General features: G+C 62.2%; 20 protein-coding genes and 1 pseudogene. 15 read left to right on the top strand and 6 right to left on the bottom strand.

Annotated features, from left to right (window positions below; translation table 11 throughout):
• Positions 1 to 150: 150 nt before the first annotated feature.
• On the bottom strand, positions 151 to 1,545 hold the full coding sequence (locus tag ACH6CV_RS04455) for a peptidoglycan-binding protein (protein WP_456356963.1): 1,395 nt from the start codon (positions 1,543 to 1,545) through the stop codon (positions 151 to 153).
• 189 nt (positions 1,546 to 1,734) lie between these two features.
• Here ACH6CV_RS04455 and ACH6CV_RS04450 point away from each other — a divergent pair, with 189 nt between their 5' ends.
• Both ACH6CV_RS04450 and ACH6CV_RS04445 read left to right on the top strand, forming a co-directional pair.
• Positions 1,735 to 2,535 carry a peptidoglycan DD-metalloendopeptidase family protein gene (locus ACH6CV_RS04450; RefSeq protein ID WP_456356962.1) on the top strand — a complete coding sequence of 267 codons (801 nt, stop codon included), beginning with the start codon at positions 1,735 to 1,737 and terminating at the stop codon, positions 2,533 to 2,535.
• On the top strand, positions 2,532 to 3,416 hold the full coding sequence (locus ACH6CV_RS04445) for a site-2 protease family protein (protein ID WP_456356961.1): 885 nt from the start codon (positions 2,532 to 2,534) through the stop codon (positions 3,414 to 3,416). Before ACH6CV_RS04450 ends, ACH6CV_RS04445 begins: the two co-directional genes overlap by 4 nt.
• Positions 3,417 to 3,710: 294 nt before the next feature.
• Here ACH6CV_RS04445 and ACH6CV_RS04440 read toward each other — a convergent pair whose 3' ends face one another.
• Genes ACH6CV_RS04440 through fliD form a run of 5 tightly spaced genes read right to left on the bottom strand, consistent with a single transcriptional unit; the run spans position 3,711 to position 8,423 of the window.
• A complete protein-coding gene (locus tag ACH6CV_RS04440) occupies positions 3,711 to 4,721 on the bottom strand; it encodes a flagellar motor protein MotB (RefSeq protein WP_456356960.1) in 1,011 nt (336 codons plus the stop codon).
• Positions 4,722 to 4,748: 27 nt separating this feature from the next.
• Positions 4,749 to 5,570, bottom strand: coding sequence for a motility protein A (locus tag ACH6CV_RS04435; protein ID WP_456356959.1), 822 nt, complete (start codon positions 5,568 to 5,570; stop codon positions 4,749 to 4,751).
• 25 nt (positions 5,571 to 5,595) lie between these two features.
• Positions 5,596 to 6,072 (bottom strand): hypothetical protein, encoded by a 477-nt coding sequence (locus tag ACH6CV_RS04430; protein ID WP_456356958.1) that lies wholly within the window; start codon positions 6,070 to 6,072, stop codon positions 5,596 to 5,598.
• Between the two features lie 5 nt (positions 6,073 to 6,077).
• Positions 6,078 to 6,467, bottom strand: a complete 390-nt coding sequence (gene fliS / locus ACH6CV_RS04425; RefSeq protein WP_456356957.1) for a flagellar export chaperone FliS — start codon at positions 6,465 to 6,467, stop codon at positions 6,078 to 6,080.
• Between the two features lie 27 nt (positions 6,468 to 6,494).
• Positions 6,495 to 8,423: a flagellar filament capping protein FliD gene (fliD, locus tag ACH6CV_RS04420; RefSeq protein ID WP_456356956.1), complete on the bottom strand. Its 1,929-nt coding sequence runs from the start codon at positions 8,421 to 8,423 to the stop codon at positions 6,495 to 6,497.
• 246 nt (positions 8,424 to 8,669) lie between these two features.
• Here fliD and ACH6CV_RS04415 point away from each other — a divergent pair, with 246 nt between their 5' ends.
• The 13 genes and pseudogenes from ACH6CV_RS04415 (at position 8,670) to ACH6CV_RS04355 (ending at position 21,278) form a co-directional block, all read left to right on the top strand.
• Positions 8,670 to 9,599 (top strand): sugar ABC transporter substrate-binding protein, encoded by a 930-nt coding sequence (locus ACH6CV_RS04415; protein WP_456356955.1) that lies wholly within the window; start codon positions 8,670 to 8,672, stop codon positions 9,597 to 9,599.
• A 204-nt stretch (positions 9,600 to 9,803) separates the two neighbouring features.
• Positions 9,804 to 11,303, top strand: coding sequence for a sugar ABC transporter ATP-binding protein (locus tag ACH6CV_RS04410; RefSeq protein WP_456356954.1), 1,500 nt, complete (start codon positions 9,804 to 9,806; stop codon positions 11,301 to 11,303).
• Positions 11,296 to 11,730 (top strand): annotated as a pseudogene (locus ACH6CV_RS04405) (ABC transporter permease); the annotation flags it as partial. The gene ACH6CV_RS04410 and the pseudogene ACH6CV_RS04405, both read left to right, overlap by 8 nt.
• A 110-nt stretch (positions 11,731 to 11,840) precedes the next feature.
• Positions 11,841 to 12,278, top strand: a complete 438-nt coding sequence (locus ACH6CV_RS04400) for an ABC transporter permease (RefSeq protein WP_456356953.1) — start codon at positions 11,841 to 11,843, stop codon at positions 12,276 to 12,278.
• Positions 12,275 to 12,772 carry an ureidoglycolate lyase gene (locus ACH6CV_RS04395; RefSeq protein ID WP_456356952.1) on the top strand — a complete coding sequence of 166 codons (498 nt, stop codon included), beginning with the start codon at positions 12,275 to 12,277 and terminating at the stop codon, positions 12,770 to 12,772. Before ACH6CV_RS04400 ends, ACH6CV_RS04395 begins: the two co-directional genes overlap by 4 nt.
• A 28-nt stretch (positions 12,773 to 12,800) precedes the next feature.
• A complete protein-coding gene (locus ACH6CV_RS04390; RefSeq protein WP_456356951.1) occupies positions 12,801 to 13,646 on the top strand; it encodes a class II fructose-bisphosphate aldolase in 846 nt (281 codons plus the stop codon).
• 86 nt (positions 13,647 to 13,732) lie between these two features.
• The gene (locus ACH6CV_RS04385) at positions 13,733 to 15,220 is read left to right on the top strand and encodes an FGGY-family carbohydrate kinase (protein WP_456356950.1); all 1,488 of its coding nucleotides are present in this window, start codon (positions 13,733 to 13,735) and stop codon (positions 15,218 to 15,220) included.
• Between the two features lie 47 nt (positions 15,221 to 15,267).
• Positions 15,268 to 15,975, top strand: a complete 708-nt coding sequence (locus ACH6CV_RS04380; RefSeq protein ID WP_456356949.1) for a GntR family transcriptional regulator — start codon at positions 15,268 to 15,270, stop codon at positions 15,973 to 15,975.
• 277 nt (positions 15,976 to 16,252) lie between these two features.
• On the top strand, positions 16,253 to 17,602 hold the full coding sequence (locus ACH6CV_RS04375) for an acyclic terpene utilization AtuA family protein (protein ID WP_456356948.1): 1,350 nt from the start codon (positions 16,253 to 16,255) through the stop codon (positions 17,600 to 17,602).
• 5 nt (positions 17,603 to 17,607) lie between these two features.
• On the top strand, positions 17,608 to 17,919 hold the full coding sequence (locus tag ACH6CV_RS04370; RefSeq protein ID WP_456356947.1) for a DUF4387 domain-containing protein: 312 nt from the start codon (positions 17,608 to 17,610) through the stop codon (positions 17,917 to 17,919).
• A 9-nt stretch (positions 17,920 to 17,928) separates the two neighbouring features.
• Positions 17,929 to 18,828, top strand: a complete 900-nt coding sequence (locus ACH6CV_RS04365) for an ABC transporter permease (protein WP_456356946.1) — start codon at positions 17,929 to 17,931, stop codon at positions 18,826 to 18,828.
• 1 nt (position 18,829) lies between these two features.
• Positions 18,830 to 19,729: a carbohydrate ABC transporter permease gene (locus tag ACH6CV_RS04360; RefSeq protein WP_456356945.1), complete on the top strand. Its 900-nt coding sequence runs from the start codon at positions 18,830 to 18,832 to the stop codon at positions 19,727 to 19,729.
• A 100-nt stretch (positions 19,730 to 19,829) separates the two neighbouring features.
• Entirely contained in the window at positions 19,830 to 21,278 is a 1,449-nt protein-coding gene (locus ACH6CV_RS04355; RefSeq protein ID WP_456356944.1) for an extracellular solute-binding protein, read from the top strand.
• The last annotated feature ends 41 nt before the right edge of the window (positions 21,279 to 21,319 follow it).

Below are 21,319 nucleotides of genomic sequence, written 5' to 3'. Positions count from 1 at the left end.
TGGCGGGACGCCCTTGCGCCCGCTCATTCCTACAGAACGCTTGACGTAGCGCTGCTGCGCCTGCGCATTTTGCAAAAACGATCGGACGGGAAATCATCTCGCCAGCCGCCGCCCGAATCAATCAGCGCTTACCCGGACAGTCGGCCTTTCTTACGCAACCTCCCGGGCAAACCCATAGGCGAACAGGCGCGCGACGTCCAGCCAACGGTCGGTCTTGTAGTAGCCGCTGTCGAGCACCACCGCGATCAGCGTGGTGCCGTTTTTGCGTGCCGCGCCGACAAAGCACTGGCCCGCCATGCCGGTGTAACCGGTCTTGCCGCCCAACGCGTCGGGGCTGTAGTACTTCGAATTCGGATCCAGCAGATCGTAGTGATTGCTCAGTTGAAGCGGCGCGTTCTTGCGCTGGGCGGTTGCCGCCATCGTATACTGCCGGCGCTCGATCACCGATTTGGCGCGGGAATCCTGGAGCGCCGCGCGCATGAGCAGCGCCATGTCGTAGGCCGTGGTGTAGTGCTCCGGATCGTGGTAGCCGTGCGGGTTCATGAAGTGGGTGCCGGTCATGCCCAATTCATGGGCCTCCCGGTTCATGGCCTCGACGAATGCTTCGACCGAGCCACTCACCAACTGCGCGATCGCCATCGCAGCGTCGTTGCCTGAGCGCATCATCAGCCCGAACAGCAGGTCGGCGTAGGGCATCTGCTCGCCGGGAACCACCGGCACGCGCGACGAGTCGCCCGGGATGTCCGCGGCCACCTTCGGGATGGTGACGATCTGCTTGAATTTGCCGCGCTTGAGGCCCAGCAGCAGCGTCATCAGCTTGGTGGTGCTGGCCGGATACATCTTTTCTCGTGCGTTCTTCTCAAGCAGCACCTCGCCGGTGTCGGCGTCCATCAAAAGCGCCGCGCCGGCGTACAGGTAGTCGCCGTCGAGCGCGAGCGGGTCGCTGTCTTTGAAGAACACCGGCGTGTGGATGTCAAATCCCTTTAGATCCCGATCGAACAGGTACTCGCGCGTGAGCTGGTCGGCTACGCCGTTCGCCTGAATGCCCGAGACGCCCTGACTCGCGAGTGTCGACTGAAACGCCATCAGCGCCCGCTCGGTGCCCGCGCCAAACACCCCGTCCGGCGCGCTCGTCAGGAACCCGAGAGCGAGCAAACGCTTCTGCACCTTCTGGACCGGCGCACCCTTGTCGCCCTTGCGCACCGTCAGCAGCCGCTCGGCGATTTTGGGGTCGAACAGCAGCTTGTTCGTGCGCGCGCCCAACTGGCCGTCGGCCTTTATATCGTTGCCGAGCTCCGCCGCGTAGGCCTGAAACGCCTTCACCGCGGCGACGGTCTGCTTGCCGTACGCGCCGTCGGCCTTGCCGCTCAGAAAGCCCAGCTCGATCAGCCGTTGCTGCGCTCGCGCAACTTCCGACTTGTCTTGGCTCTGGGCGGCGACCTTGGGGGGAGCCTTGGCGCCCGCCCCGGGGGCCGCCAGCGCGACCGGCGACACGCTCGCGAACAGCATGAAGATCAGCGCAATCCACGCACAAAAACGCTTCACGTACATCAAGCCCCTTTTTGCATCCGTACAATTACACATTATATTAGCGCCAAACGGCGGCGTATGTTGGGCGCTTTTGTTGCACATAACGATAAATTCATGTAAATATTCTGCGGCTGATCGAGCCTGATCGGCGCGCATTGCGCACAGGCTCCTTTCATATAATCGAAAGGACAAGGAGGGATGGCCGTGCAACGGGATAAAAGCAGGCTCGTCATTCACACAGGGATCGCGCCCGGCGCCGAGGAATTTAAGGGAGAGCGGCCAACCGAGCGCATCAAGTGGCGCGTGCTTAAGCACCCGCTGAGCAAGGACCGCTGGCGGCCGTGGGAGCGCGCGCCCAAGGCCCTAAAATCGGCGAGGCCGAAGGGCCGGCAGCTTAGGCCCGAACTTGCGCGCGTGCGACCGCAGCGCACCGCGGGCGAACGGCTGCTGACCAACACGGCGATCGCCTGCGCGTTGCTGCTCGGCATCACCGCGTTGGGCAAGGTGGACGCGCCCTGGACGCGGCAGGTGGCCCAAACCGTGTCGAGCGCCATGACCATGCGCGTGAACCTCGACGACACGCTGGGCAAGCTCAACTTCGTGCGCGACTGGATGCCCGACGCGGCGCTGGTATTTTGGAACATGGGCGCGCACGACGCGCTGGCGCGGCCGGTTGCGGGCGCGCTCACCCACGGCTATGACGCCGGCCAGCCATGGCTTCTATACCAGGTGAGCGGCGAACAGCCGGTGTACGCCGCCGCGGCGGGCCGAGTGGCGGCGGTGTCGGAAAACGCGGGCGGCGAGTGGACGCTGATGATCGACCATGAGGCGGGCGAGCAGACGGTGTACGCCTATCTCGGCAAGGTGATCGTCAAGGCCGGCCAGACGGTGGAGCGCGGCGCTCAAATCGGCGTCACCCAGGATTTGGGCGACGCGCGCATGTACTTCGAGCTGCGCGTGTCCGGCGCGTCCGCCGATCCGACCGCGCGGCTCCGGGGCGCATGATCGCCTTCACGCTGTGGGGGCTGCGCGTACGCGTTCACCCGGCCTTGCCGGTCATGCTGGCGCTGGCGGCGCTGGCGGAGGGCATCGCCGAGGTGGGCGCGCTGATGACGGCGCTTGTGCTGCACGAACTTGGGCATGTGCTCTTGGCGCGCGCGCTGGGCGTCAGGGTGGCGGAGCTTGAGCTGATGCCCTTCGGCGGAGCGGCGCGGCTCGAGAACGCCTGGGCGCTGCGCGCCGGGCAGATGGCGCTGGTCGCGTTGGCGGGGCCCGCGGCCAGCGCGCTGTGTATGGGCGCGGCGCTGGGGGCGGTGAACCTCAATTGGCTGATGCCCGAGGCCGCCGCGCCCTTTGTGCGGGCGAACGCGGGGCTCTTGCTGTTCAACATGCTGCCCGCGCTGCCGCTGGACGGCGGTCGGGTACTGTGCGGGCTGCTCGGGCTGCGCATGGGCCAGGCGCGCGCCGCGCGCGTGGGCGTCATGATGGGAAAGGTGCTCGCGGGGCTGTTGGCGGCGTTGGCGGCGGCGGGGGCGTGCCTGTTCGGGCGGCTCAACCTGTCGCTGGTGCTGTGCGCCGCATTTGTGGTCGCGGCGGGCGCGCGCGAACGGCTGGCCGCGGCGGGCGGCAGTTTGCTGAGCCTGGTCGACCGGCAGGGCGAGCTGGCCGACGAGGGCGCGCTGGCGGTCAAGTGGCTGGCCGCCAGCGCCGAAGCGCCGATCCGACAGGCGATCGCCCGGTTCAGCCCGCGCGCGCTGCATCGGGTGGCGGTGTACGATCAGGAGATGCGCTTCGCGGGCGTGCTGGAGGAGGAGCAATTGCTCAGAGCCGCGCTCGAGGACGCCGAGCGGCCTATGGGGCAGTTGCTGATCCACGCCGCACCATGATTACACGGCCATCACGGCTGTGAACGGCGCGGCCGTCACCGGCCCGAAACAGCCGATCAGCGGCGCGATGCAGGGCAGCGATCCGCCATCGCGCATGTCGGCAGCGTGCCCAAAACGAGCCCGAGATCGCCGCGAGGCTCACGCGGGGAACGGCCCGCGAACATCAGCGGGATCATCCCCTTCCAGATCGCGAGCACACTGCCCTCCCCAAGACCGAAGAATCGGCCAAATCCAATCCAAAACCAAGCGGGAAAACGCCCGGCCATGAACGGCCGGGCGATGGTCTGTAGGGGGTCAACTGCGGGGGAGCGGCGCTTCGGGTTTCGGGGCCTTGGATGGATGCGGGGTTCTGACGGGACGGGGAGCGGCGGGCTGCGCGTGCCCGGCGGCGGGTCGCGCGGCCTTGGCGAGCTTTGATGCCTTGGTCAGCCGAATCTCAACGCGCCGGTTTTGCGCCAGGTATTCTTCGGTGTCGCCCTCGATGTACAGCCGGTTGCACGAGTAGCCCGAGACCGACAGCTTCTCCTGCGGCATGTCGCAATCCCGCACCAGATATTTCAGCACCGTCAGCGCCCGGTTGGTCGACAGCTCCCATGAAAACAGGTTTTCCTTGGTCGGCATGTCGCGCGCGATCTTGGCCGTGTGGCCGCTGATGTCGATGCTGCCGATCAGGGAATAGGACTCCAGAAGGATTTCGGCGATGTGGCCGAGGATCGGGTAGGCCTCTTCCTTGAGCACCGGTTGGTCGGGCAGGAAGAACACGCCCTCGCGGAACATCAGAAAGATCTCGTCGCCGGTCTTTTCGATGGCGACCGCCTTGTCATATCCGTAGGTTCGGAGCCGGTCGGAAATGCGCTGCACCAACTCGTCGTACTCGTCCGGGCCCTCATCGAGCGCGGTCATGTCGTCGGATCCCGTCGGCGTGGGCGCGGCACCGGCCTTGTCGTCGTCCGTAACCCCCTTGCCCTCGTCCGCCTCGTCCCGGCCCATGTCCTTGGCGTCCTTGCGGCCGCCGCCGGACTTCTCGTTCACCGAGGGCGGCTGGCCTCGGGCGATCAGCGCGTCGATCTCGTCCAAGGTCAGCTGGTCGATCGTGAAGTTGCCCGTTTGTACTTCCTCCACCTTGGTGGCGGTGCCGAAGGTGGTTTGAAAGCTGGCCATCATTTTTTGGAACTTGCTCAGGTCGGCGATGCTCATGACATAGAGCATGATGAAGAACACCAGCAAGTTATTCATCAGGTCGGCATAGGTAAGCAGCCACCGACCGCTGTCGATCTTGATTTCAGGCGCGGTTTTCTTAGCCAACGCGCGTCAACCCCCATCGTGCTATCATCATGCCGCCTTGCTGCCCTTTACGCCGCGCAGAGGCTTCTCTTGTTGTTGCTGCTGTTTCTTGGAACCCAGGATGTAGTAGGAGGATAGTTGCTCCTTCAGCATGCGAGGGTTGATGCCGTTTCTTATGGCGCATACGGCTTCGATGATCATTTCCTTTTCCAGGCGGTACATCGTCATGCGGGCGCGCAGTTTGGTGGCGGCGGGGATAAAGAATGAGTTTGCCAGCAACACGCCGTACAGCGTGGTAATGAACGCCACGCCGATGGCCTTGGTCACCATATCCGGCGACTCCATGCCGGCCTGCAGCGTCATGATCAGGCCGACGATGGTGCCCACCATGCCGAACGCCGGCGCAAACGCGGCAAACGAGTCAAACATGGAGATGGCGGTCGTGCGGTCGGTCTCGTAGATGTAGATGTCGTTGTTCAGGACATCACTGATCTTCTCGGGGTCGGTGCCGTCCACCACCATCAGCACTCCGCGCTTGATGAAGGGATCGACCGCGACCCCGGAGGCGTCGATCTCCTTTTCCAGGCTCAGCAGACCGCCTTGGCGGGCCTTGGTGGCCAGTAGCACGAGGTATTCGATCGTGGCGGGGATGGCGGATTTAGGCTTAAAAAAAACCTCCAACATCATACCGGGCAACCTGATTAAGTCTCGCGGATTGCAGGAGACAAACAGGGCGCCGATGGAACCGCCCACCGTGATGACGAAGGCGCTGAGCATCCAAAGCGCGATTAGATTGCCGCCATCCATCATGTAGCCGAGGCCGATGCTGCCGAAGCCGACGATAAATCCCAGTATGCTGGATATATCCATATCCGACCTCCGATTTCAATGCGATTTATACGTTGATGCGCGTGCCCGATGTCGGCCCCGGCGCGGCATAGCGCTTTACGATTTTGCGGTTCATGCGGATGCCGTTCAAATGATGCTGTGCATTCTCGCTGATGACCCGCGCGCCGGACTCCATCCGGGCATTCAGGCTCTGGCAATCGCGCAGCAGCCGCACAAGGGCGATGTGGTCGGACAAAAGCTGCGCACACCAATCGGGGCAGCGGATATCCGCCTCCCCCGATTGAAGCAACGCCCGAACGATGGCCGCGTCCTTGCCGTTGAGCCGCCCGACGCCCTCCTCCATGGCCGCGGACAGCCGATCGATCTGAGCGATCACCGCGTTCCCGGCCTCGATATTGTCGGCAAAGGCCTCGGAATTTTCTTCATCCAGATGCCCAAGCGCCTCGGCTGACAGCGCGGCCAGCCGCCTGGTCTGGGTCAAGCGCTCATGGGACAGCGCCTCGAGGGCCTTCAGTGGTTCCATGCCGCTCACCTCGCCGCCCGTTCCGTGCGCGTTTTCAGGTCGGCCTTCTGCCAGACTTCCTTGTACTCCCGCGTCATCTTGAGGATGCGCCGCACGATGTCGGCGTCCTTCTTGATGTTGGCGGTCGTCAACTGGTCGATTGCGTACTGGTACAGGCTGAAGAGGCTCTCGGAGATTTCGTAGCGCATGTCCAGGCAGTCCGACAGGTACTGGTAGATGTTCTGTGCGTGAATGATGGCGTTGTGCGCGCCCGGGACATCCTTGTTTTCGATGCACTGCGCGGCCTTTGCAAGCTTTACGGCCGCATGCTCGAACAGCATGACGATCTGCTCGCCCGGCGTGGAAGCCGCGACCGATTGAGCCTTGTAGCGCGCGTATTGGTTTGCCAGCGTCATGTGATTGCTCCACTCCCTGCCGTCTGCTTATTTGCTGCCGCCCAGCATGTTGGCGATCCAGTTGCTCTGCGAACTGAGCGTGGACATCGCCTTTTCCATTGCGGTGAACCGCTTCCAGTAGCGATCCTCCTCGATCACCATCTTCTTCTCCAGATCGGCGATCTTGCGGGATGCGGTCTGGATGCGCTCGCCGTACTGGCTGGTGGAGGCCTTGTCGTCGCCGGGGCGGCCCACCAACTCAATCAGCGCGCCCTTTTTGCCGTAGGTGCTCAGGTGGTTGGATACGATGTCCGACAGCCGCCACAATACGCCCGACTCGGCGTAGCGCTGCTGCTTCTGCTCGGCCGTCGCAAAGACCGAGTAGCTGACCGAGCTCTTTTGCGTGAGGATGTCCATCACCTTGTCGGGGTCGCTTTCGACCGCCGCGCGCAGCTTGGTCTCGTCCAGGTGGAGCAGACCGCGCTCGGTGTAATGGCCGGTCGAGATGCCCAGTTGCGCGAGGATGCCCACGCCCCCTTCGCCACCCAGCTCATTGACCATGGCGCTCATCGCGCTGCGCAGTTCCGAAGCGATCGCCGACAGCGTGGAATCGCCCGAAAGAATGCCGCTCTTGGCCTTCTCGGTCCACATCTCGGCCTCTTTGTCCGATATCTCCTTGCGCTCCTCGTCGACGAGCGGCAGGTAGTCCTTGTTGCGCTCCTCGTTGAGCTTGCCGGTTATCGTGGACAGCAGTTCGTTGTAGTCCTTGACAAAGGCCTTGACCTTCTCCACCACGTCGTCGGCTTTGTAGCCGAGCTTGATTTCGATCTTGCCCTCCCAGAGGTTGGGCGTCGTGCCGAGCAGGGTAAGCTGCGTACCGTCCACGTCGAAGGTGTTGGTGGAGCGCGTGTACTTGGTGGGCCCGAAGCCGTTGGGCGTCTTCAGGTACACCACGGCGTCGGTGCCCTGGTTCATCTTGACGGCGTTTTCGCTGGTGGTGTCAAAGAGCCTGCCCATCAGTTCGCCGGTGAGGGTGATTTTTGAGCTTGATCCGGTCTCCGCGGAGGTCATCGTGAAACGGCCGCTCAGTTCGGAATAGGTCATCTTGACCCCGGCGTCGCTGGAATTGACGGCGTTCATGATTTCGTTCATGGTGTTCGCGCCGGTGAACTTGAAGCTCTTGCCGTTGACGGTGAATTCGATCTCGTCCTCCGGGTTGATCTTAGCGCCCGCAAGCCCGGCGTCGCTGAGCGCGACGCTGCGGTTGATGCGGTTCGACGCGTTGCCGATGCTCAGCGCCTCGGACACACTTTCAGGATCCGGGGGTATGCTGATCTGCAGTGTGGAGTTGGAGCTGGACAGCTGGATCTGACCGCTCGTTTCGCCCGACACTGTAATTTTCCCGCCGCCGAATAGGGAATCCAGCTGACTTTGCAGCACGGCGGCCACCCCGGCCGTCGTATCATAGGTACCGTCGGGCGGGAAGATGACCGCCTTTTGCACACCGTTGAGCGTGACCAGCACCTGCTTGCCGGCCATCGACGCTTCGCTCAGCTTGCTTTCGTCCACCAAGAACATGGGGTTGGCGGACACGCCGTCGAACACGCTGCTGACCACGGCGCTGGTGGCCAGGCTTTCGATCTTCTCGATCTCGATCGTACCCGCCGTCGAGTTCGCCGAAGGCGTGACCGACACCAAGGACGAGGAATAGGTGGCGCTTAGCTTGCGCAACGAATCCCCGATCCCGAGCGACAGGCCGCTGTTCGTCGCGCTGCCGAAGTACTTGCTCTGGAAGGAGGTGAGCTTGCTCATGATGCCCCGATAGCCCTCGCGCTTCCACTCAAGCAAGGTCTTCTGCTTCTGGGCGGATTGGAGCTTTGTCTTGCTGGCCATCATCAAATCCTTGACGATGCTCTCGGTATCAAGGCCCGACGCCATGCCGGTAAGCCGCAGTTTGGAACGAATCGTATTCATCATGGTTGATCTCCTCCCGCTCGTCGTAGGCGTGAAGTATCGGTCCTTATATGACCTATATCGTATAGATTCGGGCAAAGTGTAATGCTGGAAGAAAACTTTACAGAACGGCGGCAGGCGTAAAATTTCCATATTTGTATTATATTGTATTGCTTTGTATGGAATTGTGTGATACTATCATGGAGCAGTCCAATCGGACGGTTTGCGCGTTCGAATTGGTGCAGATTATATAAAGGAGGGTTCTGGAAGATGAAGAAGATCCTATCGGCGATCCTATCCCTGGTTCTGGTCCTGTCCCTGTTCAGCGTCGCGTCTGCGGAAGAGGGCAAGTACGGTGTCGCAGTGCCCAATGCGACCAATTCGTTCTACGCGACCTGTATTGCGGGCGTGGAAGAGGGCGTCAAAGCGTACGATTGCGCAAGTTCCGTCATCGTGACCGACGCGAGTTTCGACTCCGGTAAGCAGCTCGACCAGGTCAACGATCTGATCTCGCAGGGCTGCAAGGCCATCATCCTGATCCCCGTCGACTCCAACTCCATCCTGCCGGCTATCGACGAGTGCAAGAAGGCGAATATCCCGGTGTTCGTCATGGACACGCCCGCCGGCGAGCATGACGGTGTGATCTCGACCGTCACCGCCAATAACTACAGCGCCGGCGAAATCGCGGGCGGCGCGCTGGTGAAAGCCATGGGCGGCGAAGGCAAGATCGTCACCATCACCACCACCGGCAGCGAGGCGGTCAACCAGCGCAAGCAGGCGCTGTACGACCAACTAAAGGACTACCCCGGAATCGAGATCGTGCAGGAAGAAATCGTGCAGAAGGGCACCACCGAGGAAGCTCAGACCATCATGGAGAACCTGATCCAGAGCGTGCCGGACCTCAAGGGCGTGTTCACCACCGGCGACGTATTCGCCATCGGCATCTGCGCGGCGCTGCAGGCCAACGGCTTCGCCCCAGGCGACGTCAAGGTCACCAGCATCGACGGCACCAAGAACGCCCTCGAGCTGATCAAATCGGGCTACCTGACGGCCACCGCCGCGCAACTGCCCGCGGAACTGGGCAAGACCTGCGTCAAGAACGCGGTCGACTACTTGGCCGGCAAGACCGTCGAGGAGAACGTCCAGCTGTTGTGCTCTGAGATCAACGCGGACAACTACACGGAGTTCTCGGGCTTCTAAGGAAGCTGTATTGGGGCTGTAACGCGGAAGATTGGGCGGGCGACATCCCGTAGGGGCGACCTGCGGTCGCCCGCCCCGTCGGCCGTCTGCCGGAGCTTGTGTTGAACGCCAAACAGGTGCGGGCGACCCAAGGCCGCCCCTATGCGGGATGGCCTGCGTCGCAAACACAACCCCAGGGCTTTCCCATTGAAACGAGGTTTTGAGATGAGCGAATACACGCTGCGGATGGAGAACGTGACCAAGGTGTTCCCTGGCGTCAGGGCTCTGAGCGACATCACCTTTGAGGTCAGGCGTGGGGAGATCCATGCGTTGATCGGCGAAAACGGCGCCGGCAAATCCACGCTGATCAAGATCCTCGCGGGCATCCATCAGCCCGACGAAGGGCAAATCTACCTTGACGACCGGCGCGTCGTCATGACGGACGTGTCGGTGGCCGCCGCAGCGGGCATCAGCGTCATCCATCAGGAACTGAGCCTAGCCGGCAACATGACGGTAGCGGAAAACATCTTTCTCGGGAAATTCCCGGTCAATCGCCTCGGCTTCGTCGACGATCGGGCGATGGCGCGGGCGGCGGCCGAGCTGCTTCAGACGATCGGAATGAGCGGCATCAGTCCCGACACGCGCGTGTCGAAACTGAGCGTCGCCCAGCGTCAGATGATCGAAATCTGCCGGTCACTGTCGCAGGATCTCAAGATTCTGGTCATGGACGAACCCACCGCCTCTCTCGCGGGCGACGAGGTCGATACGCTTCTGGCCATCATGCGGCGATTGAGCGAGCAGGGCGTGACCATCATTTTTATCTCCCATAAGCTGGACGAGATCTTTCGCGTCTGCGACCGGGTGACGATCTTGCGCGACGGTTGCTACGTCGGCACCCGGGATATCGCGGACATCACCAAACATCAGATCATCAACATGATGGTGGGCCGCGAGATCGAGAACATTTATCCCGAATCCAAGACGTCGCCGGGCGAGGTGTTCTTTGAGGCCAGCCATATAAGCTCCGATCGCGTGAAGGACATAAGCTTCAACCTGCGCAAGGGCGAGGTGTTGGGCTTCTACGGGCTGATGGGTTCGGGCCGATCGGAACTGATGCGCGCGCTGATCGGCGTCGATCGGGCGGAAAAGGGAGAAGTGAAGCTCGATGGCAAGCCGATTTCGATCCGGACGCCGTCGGACGCTGTGGATCACGGCATCGTGCTCGCGCCCGAGGATCGCAAGCACGAGGGACTGGTGATGCGCCAGACGGTGGACTTCAACGTCACGATCGCCATCCTCAAGCGGCTGATCCGGTTCGTCCGGCTCGACCGCAAGCTGAGCGACCGGACGGTTGACGAGGTATCGAGGAAGCTCAAGCTCAAGACCGCCTCCTACGAGACGAAGGCGCTCAACCTGTCGGGCGGCAACCAGCAAAAGGTGGTGCTCGCCAAATGGCTGGTGACCAACCCGCGCATCTTGATCCTGGACGAGCCGACCAAGGGCATCGACGTCGGCGCCAAGCAGGAAATCTACCGGCTGATCTATGAAATCGTGGACATGGGCGTGGGCATCATCCTGATTTCCTCCGAGATGGCGGAGATCATCAACCTGTGCGATCGGGTATACGTGCTCCGGGAGGGCAGGCTGGTTGGTGCGGTTGACAAGGAGAATCTGACGGAGCAGGAAGTCATACTCTACGCGGTAGGAGGTTCGAAGGATGCATAGCGCATGGTCGCTTAAGAAAAACCCCGTCACCACCTATATTCGAAACAACCTGGGCATCTTGATAGGGCTCGTTTTGATGTGCGCGGGCATCGCGGCGGTCGAGCCGCGCTTCCTGCAATCCAGAAACCTGCTCAACATCGTGCGGTCGATTTCGATCACCGGCATCTTGGGCTTTGGCATGACGCTGTGCATCATCATCAACGGCATCGACCTGTCCCAAGGCTCGGTGGTCGGACTGACGGCTTGCTTTTGCGCATGGATGATTACCGATCTTGGCATGTCCTTCGGGCTCGCGATCATCGTGTCGCTGCTGGTTGGCCTCTTGTGCGGCCTGTTCAACGGCTACTTCCTGGCCAACACATCACTCCCGCCGTTCGTCGTCACGCTGTCGATGCAGTTGATTGCCCGGGGCTTCTGCTACGTGATTACGCGCGGCAACATGATTAACATCGACGCGCGCTTCGGGCAGTTGGGCAACGGCTACACCTTCACCTATATTCCCACACCGTCATCTACCTGCTCATCATCTTCGCGATCATGGCGGTGCTGCTCAGCAAGACGCGCTTTGGCCGGCACGTGTACGCAATCGGCGGCAACAAGGAGGCCGCCCGCTTCTCGGGCATCAATCTGCGCAAGGTCACCTGGGTCGTGTATGCGCTGTCGGGCTTCCTGGCGGGCATTTGCGGGGTGATCTCGGCCTCGCGTATCACCACCGGCCAGCCGACCACCGGCAACGCCATGGAGTTTGACGCGGTGGCGGCCTGCTACCTGGGCGGCATCAGTTATTTGGGCGGCGAAGGGCGCATCGGCAGCACGCTGCTGGGCGCGATTGTGCTGGGCGTGCTGGCCAACGGCATGAGCATGCTGCAAGTGCCCTGGTACGTGCAGAGCATCACCAAGGGCGTCATCATCCTGGCCGCGGTCTTCCTGGACGTCATTCGCAAAGAGCGCAGGGGGAGGGTAAAAATCGTATGAGGACCATTCGCGCCATCCCGATCACCCATGAAAATTTCCGGCCCTACGGCACGTTTGCCGACATGCTGGATCCTACCGGCCATTGCTTTCCCGGCGAAGGCAGCGCGTTCTACCCCGATCCGGTTCAACTGTTCGTCAGCGGCAACGTACAGCTTGCGTTTTCGCCGCTGACGGTCAACAAGCCCGAACGGATGACGATTACCCGATCGGAGTACCACAACCACACGGGAGAGGGCATCTTCTTCATCGACGACGACGCGGTGATGCACGTCGCGCCGCCGTCCAACCACGCGATCACACCGGAAAAGACGGAGGCGTTCATCGTGCCCAAGGGCACGCTGGTCAAGCTCAACACGGGCGTGTGGCACCTGTCGCCCTATCCGGTCCACAACGAGGTGCTGCACCTGATGATCGTCATGCCCGAACGGGTCTACGGAAACGACTGTGTGGTGTGCGACTATCCCGAGGACCAGCACATCGAAATCGTGCTATAAATCTACGAATAGACAGGGAGGATCCCACATGGCGCTTGTAAACTATATCGATATCCTGAAATTTGCCCGCGAACACAAGGTGACCATCGGCGCGTTCAATTCGATGAACATGGAATCGGTGCAGGCGGTCGTGTCCGCCGCCGATGAAATGAACACCCCGCTGATCGTGCAGTCCTACCGCGCTCACGTGGCCTTTGCCGGCGCCGACTACATGCGCGCGATCGCGGAAGTCGCCGCGCGCCACGCCCATGTGCCGATCGCGATGGGCCTTGACCACGGCAACTCCTTCGAGTTGAGCCGGGTATGCATCGAGAACGGCTACACCGGCGTCATGATCGACCTGGCGAGCGAGGACTACGACGTCAATGTCCGCGAAACCCGCCGCGTGGTGGAACTGGCGCACCGGCACAATGTGTCGGTCGAGGCGGAGCTGGGCACGATCCACACCGCCGACAGTTCGATCGAAACCATCGCATCCGGCTACACCGACCCCGAGGTGGCCCGCCGCTTTGTGCGCGACACCGGCATCGACTGCCTGGCCGTATCGATTGGTACCGCCCACGGCATTTACAAGTATACGCCCAAGATCAACTTCGAGCTGCTCAAAGAACTGGTCAAGGAAACGCCCTGCCCGATCGTGGTGCACGGCGGCTCCGACACGCCCGACGAGGATATCCTGCGCATGGTCGAGATGGGCGTCGCCAAGCTCAACGTGGGCACCGACTTCTTCATCGCCTACAACACGGCGCTGCGGGATTTCTTTGCCGAGCACGGCACCCACTGCGAGGTGGTGGACGCGATGGCCGCCGCGCGCGCCGCGATCAAGAAGGTCGCGCTTGAGAAGCTGAAGCTGCTGACCGCATACCGCGTGTAAAGAATTGTGGGGGAGGGCGACCGCGGGTCGCCCAGACTTGACGGTCAAACAACCGCGGCTTGGGTTGCCGGCTGGGAGGGATATAAATGTACATCGGCTTGGACGTCGGCACTTCCGGGTGCAAGGCGGCGGTCATCGGGGCGTCGGGTGCGATCCTCAAGACGGCCAGCCGCGAATATGCGTTTGAACGGCCTCGGCCCGGTTGGGTGGAACTGAACCCCGGCGCGGTGTGGGCGGCGGCCTGTGAAACGCTCGCCAGCCTCGCCCCGGAATCGGCGCTCGCGCGGGCGATCGCGGTTGCGTCGATCGGCGAGGCGCAGGTGATGCTGGACGAGTGGGATCGCCCGGTAATGAACGCCATCGTCTACCTTGACACCCGGGCCGCGGAAATGGCCGGGGAGGTACGCGCGCGGTTTGACCCGAGGGAGCTTTACAAGATCACCGGCGTGCCGGTCAATCAGATGTATTCACTGTGCAAGCAGCTGTGGTTGAAGCGGAACCGGCCCGAGCTGATCGAGCGCGCCCGGCGCATATTTCTCTTGGGCGACTACCTGACTTATAAGCTGTCGGGCGAGTGCGCGGTGGATTCGGCCACGGCGTCGCGCACGATGATGTTCGACGTGGACGCGCTGGACTGGTCTTTGGCGGTGTTCGAGCGGTTTGAGCTGTCCAGAATGCCTTATTCGCGCGTGGTTCCGACCGGCACGGTAGTCGGGCGCATCCTGCCGGACGTCGCGGAAAGCTGCGCTCTGCCGCGCGAGATGAGGGTGGTGGTGGGCGCGCACGACCAGGTCATGGCCACGCTGGGCTCGGGCGTGGTCGAGCCGGGCGACCTGCTGATGGGCGAGGGCTCGAGCGAGAGCCTTAATCTGGTGGTGTCGGCCGATCAACTCCGGCGCGACCGGCTGTTTCGGCGCGAAATTTGCATCGAGCCCTTCGTCGAGCCGGGACGGTTCCTGCTGCCGATCGGTCAGCTCTCCCATGGCACCTCGATCAAGTGGTTTATCGAGGCGAATCGGCACGCCTATGAGGCCGAGGCGGCGGGCGATACGCTGTACGCCGCCGCCGAGCGGTTATGCGCCCCGGACAGCGGCCAGCTGTACTTCTTACCCTATCTCTCGGGCGTCAACTGCATGGATGCGGGCAGCCGCGCGCCGGCCTCGTTCATCGGCATCGATTCGGGCACCTCGGTGCACTCGATGTACCGCGCAGTGCTCGAGGGGCTGTCGTTTGAGACCTTGAGCAACATGGGGCTGTTTTGCGACGCCGGCGTGTCGGTCAACCGGATCGTCGCGTCGGGTGGCGGGACGAAGTCGCGGTTGCTGATGCAGATCAAGGCGGACGCGCTCAAGCGCCCGATCGAGCTGTCGCACGCGGCCGATTCGGGCGTGATGGGTCTGGCGATGGTGTGCGCCCGCGCGCTCGGCGAGATCGGCTCCTACCGGGAAGCGGCGGCGGCGTTCGTCCGGACGCGGGACAAAATCGCGCCTGAACGGGATTTGAGCGAACGGTACGGCGAGTACCTGCGCCTGTCGGGCGCGCTCAAGGCGCTGTTTCGCAATGCGCAATCTTAACCCGCGTATCACTTGAAGATGGAAAAGGGAAGCGTTATAATTATATTATGATTAACAAAAACAGTGAAATACCCATATACATCCAGCTCAAGGAATACATTCGGCAGCAGATCGCGCAGGGGTATCTGTCGCCGGGCAGTCGCGTCATGTCGGAGACCGAGATCAGCGAAAAGTTCCAAATCAGCCGCATCACCATTCGTAAGGCCTTTGGCGAGCTGGTAGATGAGGGTTGCCTGGTGCGCAAGAAGGGCAAGGGCACCTTCATCAAGGAGATCCGGTTCCGCGAAGAGGCGTCGGCCACCAGCTTTTCCAGGACCTGTCAGAAGCTCAACATGGTGCCGGGCAGCAAGGTCATTGAGGCGAACTTTATCGAGGCCGACCAGCGGCTGTCGGAGGCGCTATCTGCCGAGCCCGGGCAGATGCTGGCCTACATGGTGCGCATCCGCTACGCCAACAACACGCCGGTGCGTCTCGAGCGCAACTACTACGCCGAGCCTTATAAAGGCATCATCGAGGAGGACCTCGAGGGCTCGATCCGCAAGATACTCTTCAGCAAATACGACATCATCGAGCCCCGCCAAATTTGCTCAACCGTTGAAATCGCCTATGCCAGCGCAGAAGAGAGCCGATTGCTCGGCGTCAAGCGCAGCACGCCGATGCTCAAGGTCACCGGTACACTGCTGAACGAAATGGGCAAGCCCATCTACCTGTCCGAGATGCTGCACTTGCCCGACCGTTGCGTGCTGGTGCTATAAGGCGGTTTTCGAATCGAGCGCGTCCGCTTGCGGGCGCGCTCGTTGGGTTTTGGCACGCCATGAAGGTAACCGGTTTATTCATCTATTCGGGCGCCGCATTCAAAAACGGATCGAGGTTATGGAGATAGAATTCTGGAAATAAAGAAATATAACCAGAGAACACATAATATAGAGTGATTTTTGGTAAATAAATTCCAATTGAAGGTTGGCAATTTGATGTGGTATACTTTCTTCATAGAGAAACCGGTTACGTAAACGGGCGAGGAGGCAAATGGCCATGGCGCGCTGTTACAAGATCCTGTCGCCCTGCGGCATACTGGGGTACGGGTTTCCGGCGGCTTCGTTTTATGCGGGGCTTGCGGATGGGCCGGATGCTATCGTGGTGGATGCCGGCTCGACCGACGCGGGGCCGCACAAGCTGGGCGCGGGCGTGGCGATTGTCAGCCGGATGGCGGCCAAGAAGGACCTGACGCTGCTGGTGAACGGTGCGCTCGACAAAGGCATCCCGCTGATCGTCGGCTCGGCGGGCGGCAGCGGCGCGCGCGTGCACGTGGAGTGGACGCTCTCCATTATCGAAGAAATCCTCGCAGAGCGCGGCGCGCGGCCCCGGCTGGCCGTGATCTGGGGCGACATCGCAAAGGAAACGGTGAACTTGGCGATCGCGCGCGGGCAGGTGCACCCGATGAGCGCAAACGTGCCCGAGCTGACCAAAGAGGCGGTCGCAAAAACCACCCGCATCGTCGCGCAGATGGGCGAGGAGCCGATTCTCGAGGCGCTGCGCGAAGGGGCTCAAATCATCGTGTGCGGTCGCGCCTACGACCCGGCTCCGTTCGCGGCGGCGGGCATCTTCGCGGGCTACGACCCGGCGCTGTGCTACCACCTGGGCAAGATACTCGAGTGCGGCGCGCTGTGCTGCGAGCCGGGCAGCGCCAAGGACTCCATCATGGGCGTGCTGTACGACGACCGGTTCGAGGTGTATCCGCTCAGCCCCGAGCGCGTCTGCACCGCCACCTCGGTGGCCGCGCACACATTCTATGAGAAAGACCATCCGTATCTGTTGCATGGGCCGGGCATTCTGCTCGACCTCGAGCGCTGCGCGTTCGAGGCGCGCGGGAACGCGGTCGCGGTGTCGGGCGCGCGGCTCGCGCGCGTGCCCTACCAAATCAAGCTCGAGGGCGCGCGCCTCGCCGCCTATCGCAGCTTCGTCATCGCCGGTGCGCGCGACCCGCTCTTCATTGCCCGGATCGACGAGATCGAGCGTGCGGTCGAGCGGGCGGTGCGCGCGTATTACGACGAGATCCCCGAGGGGGACTACGCGATCAACTTCTACAACTACGGCATCGACGCCGTGATGGGCGCGCTGGAACCGGAACGCGCGCTGCCGCACGAGGTCGGGGTGCTGTTCGAGGTCATCGCCAATACGCAGGATACCGCAAGCGCCGTCTGCGCCTCGGTGCGCTCGACGCTGCTGCACTACGGCTACGAGGGCCGCAAGTCGACCGCGGGCAATCTGGCGTTCCCGTTTGCGCCGAGCGACGTTGAATTCGGGCCGGTGTACGCGTTCTCGGTATACCACCTGATGGACGTGGCGGACGGCCTTGCGTCGTTTGAGATCGAGTGGAGGTAGCGCGCATGGACAGATTGGCGGATCTTTCGAAGGTGCTGCGCAGCAAGAACAGCGGGCCGTTTGAGCTGACGCTGGACGTGCTGTTCGCAGATGCGGCCGCCTACGAGCGGGTGAAGCGAAGCGGCGCAATCACGCGGGAGGCGGTCGCGCGGCTGTACCGGCTCGATCCCGCCGAAATCACCCAGTTGGTGTTCTTCGACAGCGCGCTGGGCGTCAAAATCACGTTCAATCGCCGCGTGTCTTCGGGCACGGCGGGCGACCGCGACGTATACGGCGCGCAGCAGCACGCCCCGCTGATGGGGCTTCAGATTCCATAGGAGGCGAGCATGGTGACCGTTCAGAAGCGCGCGCGCCGGCTGGACTGGGTGCTGTACGCGATGATCTTGCCCACGATCGCGTATTTCGTCGTGTTCCGCGTGATCCCGATTTACAACATGCGGCTGGCCTTCTACGACTTCAAGGCCAAGAGCGCGTGGGTGTTCGCGGGGTTGAAGTACTTCAAACAGATCTTCGCGACGCCCGCCTTCTACGACATCCTGCGCAACACGCTGGTCATCAGCCTCATGAAATACGTGCTGCTGTTTCCGTTCTTCGTGGTGTTTGCGATCGCGCTGTTTGAACTTAAGAGCAGCGCTCTGCGCAGGTACGTGCAGGTGGTGTCCTACCTGCCCCACTTCCTGAGCTGGGTCGTCATCGCGGGCATCTGGATCTCGTTCCTGTCGCCGTCGACCGGCGCGATCAACGACATCTTGGCGTTCTTCGGCGGCTTGCGCGTCGACTTCATGACCGACAAGAGCAAGATCCGCTGGATTCTGATGATCTCGGAGGGCTGGCGGAGCCTCGGCTGGGACTCGATCATCTACTGCACGACGATCCTGGCGATCCCGCAGAGCCTCTTCGAATCGGCCGAGATCGACGGCGCGCGGCGCGGCGCGATCATCAGGCACATCATCCTGCCCGCGCTCGTGGCTCCCATGGTCACGATGTTCATCCTGAACCTGGGCTTCTTCCTGAACGCCGGCTTCGACCAGGTGTTTAACTTCACCAACGACTCAGTCAACTCGGTGATCGACATCCTCGATACCTACGTATACCGGCTGGGCCTGGGCAATGGGCAGTATTCGCTCTCGACCGCCGTGGGGCTGGTCAAGGGCGTGGTGGGCGTCGCGCTGGTCGCGCTCACGCACATGGTCAGCAAGCGGCTGACCGGCAAGGGGGTGTGGTAGGATGCAAAGGGCCGTCAAGGCGCGCAAACGGCCCGGCATCGGCCAGGCCGTGCTGTGGATTGTGTTTTTCACGCTGACGCTGACGATGATCGTGCCGCTGCTCAACATCCTGGCGCGCTCGCTGTCCAGCCCGACCGAGTCGATTCGCATGGGCGGACTCGCGATCTTCCCGCGCGGCTTCTCGCTGGTCAACTACCGCCTGGTGCTCAGCCATCAGGTGCTGTTCAGGTCGCTGCTCAATTCGGTCTGGATCACGGTCATGGGCACGCTGATCAACATCCTACTGACCACCTGCGCGGCCTACGCGCTGACGCGGCCGAAGCTGCCCGGCAAGGGCGCGCTGATGGCGTTCCTGATCGTGATGATGCTGTTCGAGCCGGGGCTGGTGCCCGAATACCTGCTGATCAAGGACGTCGGCCTGATGGGCAGCCAGTGGTCGGTGATCCTGGTGGGCTCGGTCAACGTGTACTACCTCGTCATCATGATGCGCTACTTCGAGGAGGTGCCGCCCTCGATCATCGAGGCCGCGCACATCGACGGCGCGGGGCATCTGCGCATGCTGCTTCACATCTGCCTGCCGCTGTCGAAGGCGGGCGTGGCGACGATCGCCATGTTCTACGCGGTCGCGCGCTGGAACGAATACTTCCGCGCGTCGATCTACATCATGGACCGCATGAAGACCACGCTGCAGGTCATCCTGCGCCAGTTCGTGGTGCTGAACGACACCGTGGCGATCATCGGCGCACAGAACCTGCTCAACTACAACGAGATCGCCAAGCTCGACTACGGCGCGGTGCAGTCGGCCACGATCGTGGTGGCAATCCTGCCGATCCTGCTGCTGTACCCGATCGTGCTCAAGTACTATACCAAGGACGTCATGGGAGGGGGCGTCAAAGAATAGAAAGCCCATTCCCCTCGTTGGAGGGCTGCCCCGGCGGGGCGGTGAACCTGACGGCAGAACCCGAAACTTCCCGTTGATTTTATTGAAGGAGGTTTTTCTTATGAAGCGTATCCTTTCGTTGACCCTGGCGCTGATGCTCACCTTGTTCGCTTTGGGGGCGCTGACCGCGTCCGCCCAGGGCATCGGCTCGCCCGACGCACCGGTTCCGGTCAAGATCATCATGAAGGACGTGTCGCCCGCCGAGGAGGACGTCGCCCTGATGTGCGAGGCGGTCGAGAAGGGCATGGCCGAGGACGGCAACTACATCGACCTTAAGTTTCTCGAAGCGCCCGCGGGCAAGTACGTCGAGGTGGTGCCGCTGGCGATCCGCACCGGCACGCTCGAGGCCGACATCATCTACTTCCAGAACGACGCCGAGCGTTCGATCGCGGCCGAAGGGCTGCTCGAAGACCTGACGCCCTACATCGAGCAGTCGCAGTATGTCAAGGAGCTGATGCAGCCCCACAACGTGGCCGCGATGGCCAACTATCCCTACATGCTGTGGCTGTCCCCGCCGCGCGTGGGCGTACCGGTGGTGCGCAAGGACTTTTTCGATCAGACCGAGTCGGGCGCGAAGCTGATGGAGGACGCCACGATCGACAACTGGTACGCCTTCCTCAAGGAGCTCAAGGACAAGGGCCTGGTCGAGTACCCGTTCACCTTCGACAACAACCCCAACCGCGTGGAGAGCCCGTTCAACGCGGCCTTCGGCGAAACCGCCACCATCCTCAAGGATGGCGACGATTGGATCTTCGCGCGCGCCTCCGAGGGTGAGAAGCGCAAGCTCGAGTGGCTGAACAAGCTCTATAGCGAAGGGCTGATCGACCCCGAATTCGTGACCAACACCTGGGACGTGATGGAACAGCGGCTCTACACGGGCGTCAGCGCCATTGCCACCGGCACCGCCGGCGCCGTGGTCAAGATCTACAACGACAAGTTCACCGCTACCTACGGCCCCGAGGCCGAGCTCGTCTGCCTGCCGCCGATGAAGGGCGAAGCGCAGCACTACCTGCCGGTCAACGTGACCAAGGAATCGCGCGGGTTCTGCCTGTCGGTCGACTCCGAGGTCAAGGACGCGGCGTTCGCCTACCTCGACTTCATGGCCGGCCCCAAGGGCCGCATGATCGACCTGCTCGGCATCGAGGGCAAGCACTACAACGTCGAGAACGGCCAAATCGTCTTTACCGAGCGCCGCCCCGAGTGGTGGTCGCGCTGCTGGGAGACCACCTACAGGTTCGAGCCGGAGACCCCGCTCGCGCAGCCGCTGATGCCCGCCGCCGCCGAGGCGTCGCTCGAGCTGATCGGGCAGTACTACGCCGAGGACGTGAACATCGTGATCCCCGACGACATGCTGGCGCAGTGGGACGCCATGACGCAGCTGTACAACGAGTACAAGACCGACATCATCCGCGGCGTGAAGCCGATCACGGCGTTTGACGAGTTCGTCGGCAAATGGAACGCCGCCGGCGGCGACGCGTTCAAGCCGGTGCTCAAGGAGAAGTTGGGCTGAGGCCACGATTAAGGGGGGCGCGGCGCCGGAAATGGCGTCGC

It is taken from the genome of Anaerozeibacter quisquiliarum (assembly GCF_051162045.1).
GTDB classification, from domain to species: domain Bacteria; phylum Bacillota; class Clostridia; order Christensenellales; family Aristaeellaceae; genus Anaerozeibacter; species Anaerozeibacter quisquiliarum.
This window is presented reverse-complemented; position numbering and strand designations above follow the sequence as displayed.